The organism is Stutzerimonas stutzeri (assembly GCF_024448895.1).
GTDB lineage: Bacteria > Pseudomonadota > Gammaproteobacteria > Pseudomonadales > Pseudomonadaceae > Stutzerimonas > Stutzerimonas stutzeri_Q.
Genome location: NZ_JAMOIC010000053.1, coordinates 1 through 4,363, shown reverse-complemented (window position 1 = coordinate 4,363; position 4,363 = coordinate 1). Strand labels below are relative to the sequence as shown.

7 protein-coding genes are annotated in these 4,363 nt (G+C 43.9%); all 7 read left to right on the top strand.

The window, feature by feature from the left end; genetic code table 11:
* Positions 1-318: hypothetical protein (locus tag NA619_RS24780; RefSeq protein ID WP_255964421.1), on the top strand; the 318-nt coding region annotated here is incomplete at its 5' end.
* A gap of 555 nt (positions 319-873) precedes the next feature.
* A complete protein-coding gene (locus NA619_RS24775) occupies positions 874-1,242 on the top strand; it encodes a hypothetical protein (protein ID WP_255964420.1) in 369 nt (122 codons plus the stop codon).
* A gap of 85 nt (positions 1,243-1,327) precedes the next feature.
* A complete protein-coding gene (locus NA619_RS24770; RefSeq protein ID WP_255964419.1) occupies positions 1,328-1,756 on the top strand; it encodes an SPOR domain-containing protein in 429 nt (142 codons plus the stop codon).
* 80 nt (positions 1,757-1,836) lie between these two features.
* Positions 1,837-2,235 carry a hypothetical protein gene (locus NA619_RS24765; protein WP_255964418.1) on the top strand — a complete coding sequence of 133 codons (399 nt, stop codon included), beginning with the start codon at positions 1,837-1,839 and terminating at the stop codon, positions 2,233-2,235.
* Positions 2,236-2,333: 98 nt separating this feature from the next.
* Entirely contained in the window at positions 2,334-2,654 is a 321-nt protein-coding gene (locus NA619_RS24760) for a hypothetical protein (protein ID WP_255964417.1), read from the top strand.
* Positions 2,655-2,745: 91 nt separating this feature from the next.
* Positions 2,746-3,249, top strand: coding sequence for a hypothetical protein (locus NA619_RS24755; RefSeq protein WP_255964416.1), 504 nt, complete (start codon positions 2,746-2,748; stop codon positions 3,247-3,249).
* Between the two features lie 556 nt (positions 3,250-3,805).
* On the top strand, positions 3,806-4,351 hold the full coding sequence (locus NA619_RS24750) for a hypothetical protein (protein ID WP_255964415.1): 546 nt from the start codon (positions 3,806-3,808) through the stop codon (positions 4,349-4,351).
* Positions 4,352-4,363: the final 12 nt, after the last annotated feature.

Genomic DNA, 4,363 nt, shown 5'->3' with positions numbered 1-4,363 from the left:
GAGCTTAATTTCAAAGAAAGGCTGATAATTTTGTGGGGTTTCTTTTGGCGAGCACTCACAGTAGGCGTGGCATCCGGACTTGCAGGCGCCATATTGGGAGCACTATTTGGGTTCGTCGTAGGGCTAATCGTAGCCTTGTCCGGAGGGAGCAAAGAAACAATAGAAAGCATTGCAGGTGTTGGCGGCGCAGTTCTCGGTCTAGTATCTGGAATATTTTTCTTTTATATCTATATCTGCTGGCTCCTCAAAGCAAAATTTGGAAAATACAAACTAGCCCTGTTGGAAAACCAACAAGAGCAACATCCTGCTTCGGTGTAGGGCATCTCACAAGTGGTTCAAGGCCGTTCGCTTCGCTCACTCGGGACGGGCTAAAGCCCGCCCCTTAACCAAACGTTAGGGAACAAATGCACACACTCCGAGCAATGTCGTACGCCATAATCGCATCGATATTTATATTTCTGTGCAACAATTTTCTTACAGCATCATTACTTACGAGTTCGCAAGAACACTCATCGATCGTAATTGATTTTATCGCTTGGGGCATCCCAGCATTCGTGGCTTCACTCATTACAGCAAAAGTATTCCCTACAAAAATCATGCTTAAAGCAACAACAATTACCTTCACAACATTTGCGCTAATTTTTTTAACAACAGAAACAATAAACCACGCTACAACTTCACAAAAAATATTATTAGTACAATTATTTTACTTGCCGCCATACGTGACAACTGTGCTATCCCTAATGCTAGGATTTTTCCTAGGCTTTAGGCTGCGGTCCCCTAACTAGTGGTTCAAGTCGTTCGCTGCGCTCACTCGGGACGGGCTAAAGCCCGCCCCTTAACCAAACGTTATACGTCAGTTGAGAACCATGCATGTCAAAAGTAATACTTTTACTAATAGCTCTGTTATGGAGCAGTTTTTCTATATCACAAAACTACACCACTGATGGCTTGGTTGGCTTCATATATGAAAATGTGACTATAGATGCACCCAAAGAATGGACTGAAGTTACAGCTACATTCACCATTACATATGAAGATGGCCTCACAAACTCTAAAAGCTCATACAGTGCAACTATAAATGACAGTGGTGAGCCGTTAAAATTTGAACCCGCAAACGTTTTTGGGCCGCACAACGCAGCTCGGGAACTACTAAAATTAGAAGCACAGAACGGCCACCAGTACGAAACAGTAATAATTAAAATGAAACCAAGTGGCACTGCAGCATACGAGTTCAAGTGAACCGTATAACAACTGGTTCAAATCGCTCGCTGCGCTCACTGGGACGGGCTAAAGCCCGCCCCTTAACCAAACGTTAGGCATAGCAATGAACACCTTCGAAACGCATGAAAAATTAATTGCGGAAGGCTGCAGCGCTCGGAACTTCGCAATCAACAGCAGTGGCAGTGACGTGTATTGCTTATGCAAAAAAAATGGTGAATGGTCAATTTTCTATACGGAACGCGGAATAGACCACTCTCCAATATTCAGCTCTGTATCCGAGTCAGAAGCATGTAAATTTTTTTACGATTACATCATGAAAATGGAGCACTGGCACATCGTAGGTTTTTACAAATGCGCAAGTTTAGCAAACGCAATGGAGTCTAAGCTTTCTAACCTGGGAATTCGGTTTGTACGTAATGACTTACCAGCATATCAAGCGCAAAATGACCCAAGATTTAGAATATTTGTCGTTGGTAAAGATATTTTCAGGTTCAAGGAAGAGTTCGGCGAACCTTGTATTAGCTACGCCTAACAAGGCGCTGAAGCCGTTCGTTTCACTCGCTGGGACTGGCTAAAGCCAGCCCCTTAGCTTAATCGTTAGAGGTTGCACGGATGCATGCGTTAAAACTCATAAAATGGGTACTCATTTCTATAGGAGTCACTTTCCTAGTACTTTTATCTTTATTGGTATTTGCTTATTGGTATGCAAGCTCTGGAGTTTTCAGCTCTGAATCTTTTGAAAAAACAAAATGGCACGCAGCAATATCCGACGAACAATCTGCCACTTGCTACCGTGGAGGAATGGCTAGCGACATACAAGGCTTGTTATCAAACAAAATGACTGAAAATGATGTAGCTGTTTTACTTGGAGAGCCAAGTGAACAGTTTACGAAACAGGAATATCAATATTCACTTGGCATGTGCAGCGGTTTGGGAATTGATTACGACTATTTGCATATCTACTTCGATGAGCAAGGCCATTTCTCTCAAGCAAAGATTACTCAACATTGAGCAAGCAACCTCTAACAAATGGTTCAAAACGTTCGCTTCGCTCACTGGGACGGGCTAAAGCCCGCCCCTTAACCAAACGTTAGAGGCTTATTCAGTTCATGCGTGTCGACATAGATTTTTCAATCTTCACCTCTGCTCCATCGGCCGAAGGCGTGATATCGGGAAATATTGAGGTCGACGCGCTACCGAGAGCAGGCGAGATAATTTCTTTCTTTAATTCCCCGAACGAATCCATATTCCCTTCAAGAGCAGACTTTGATCCGTTGCTTAAAGTGGAAAATGTAATTCACAGCGCAAGCGGTCGAGGCGTGGCACTTCAGCTACAGGACGTAACCCTTCCAAATAGGCAAAGTGTTGCTGAAGTCGCAGCTTACCTAGAGCAAGGCTTTGGACTATTCTTCGACCCAATCAGTGAGTAAGCCTCTAACTAGTGGTTCAAACCGTTCGCTTCGCTCACTGGGACGGGCTAAAGCCCGCCCCTTAACCAAACGTTAGACGTAGGAGCATGCCGTGCGTCGCCAAATACATCCGGAAGAATTAGAATTTCTTTACCACTCCATAGGGAAATGCATTTGGCACATTCAGTATGTTGAAGACGCACTTCACACACTACTTACATTAAAAATAGAAATAAAAACTCCTGGAGCTGTAGCTGAAAATACAGCATATGAGCTACTAAAAAAGCACAGAAGAGCAACTCTTGGCACGGCATTACGCACAGCCAAAGAGAACAATTCGTTACCTGGCGATCTTTTCGCCAGACTTTCAAGTTTAAAAGAAGAGCGTGACTGGTTAGTGCACCGCTCACAGCATCAGGATGGTGACACCTTGTATACCGATAACGGTCGCCAAGCTGTGTTTCAGCGCTTAGAGGCACTGCAAGCAGAGGCAGTTGCACTTCAGCCAGCTATTTACGAGCAAATACGTGCATTTATTGAGTCTCACGGAGTGAGCTCAGAAAAAGCCACGGAAATTGCAAAGCAAGAAATCGCCGCCCTTAAAGGCCACGTCTAACAAGTGGTTCAAATCGTTCGCTGCGCTCACTGGGACCGGCTAAAGCCGGCCCCTTAACCAAACGTTAGGGAAAACGAAATGATGCGAGAAATATTGCGATCAGTATTAGCTTCGATCATTGTATTTTTATGCAATAACATTCTTATTGCCGCCTTACTCTCAGGCACAAGCAAACTTAATCCCAATACTAAAGTTTTAGCAGTTGACTTTATCTCGTGGGCAATCCCAACTCTTGGTGTATCGCTTCTTATGGCGAGAAGCTATCCAGCTCTACCATTATTACAAGCAACCACCCTCATTCTTGCACTATTCGCTATAATTTTCTCAACAACTGACACAATAGTTCACTCACAACAATCAGAGCACTTAAGCTTACTTTCAGTTTTTCATATACAACCATATGTGATAGTTGCAGCATGTGTATCACTGGGCTTTGCTCTTGGTGTTCGACAGCGAATCCCTAACTAGTGGTTCAAACCGTTCGCTTCGCTCACTGGGACAGGCTAAAGCCCGCCCCTTAACCAAACGTTAGAGTTACAACAAGGTAAGTGCGCGCATGGAAGAGCTCAAATTCCCTAATAGAGCCAGTATGAAAAAATGGCTTATTAGCGCTACAGGAATTCTACTTACCTCTGTCTCTCTCATGGGTAGCGTAGAGCAAGTCGAAGTCATGTTCTCCAAGCCCAAGGCACTTGCGGCTGTTTTAGAATTTCACCCTGGCTATTTGCCCGAGGGGGAGTATTTAATTAAGTATACAAACAGTGACGACCCTGAAACTGACCAGCTTGATTACTCAAAAATGGCAATGGTCATTTCTCTTGAGGCTAAGCTTAACGGCAGAAATATTCTTGTTGGTGGCTTGCGGCCCCTGCTAAAAGCTCTTGCTGATTTTGAGTTCTCCGCAACTATAAACAAAACAAATCCAGCTTACTTAACTGCAAGCATTTGGGTGGTAGAGCCAAAATCTCCACCGGAGCTTTCTAAGCTAAAAGAGATTTTGGACGAGCACTCCGTCATGTATGCATTCAATGACGGCTCAGGGTTTGTCACTTTAAATAATGCCCGAATGGGCAGAGGTATAAGCAGCCTTATGCATTTGTAAATCTAACAAATG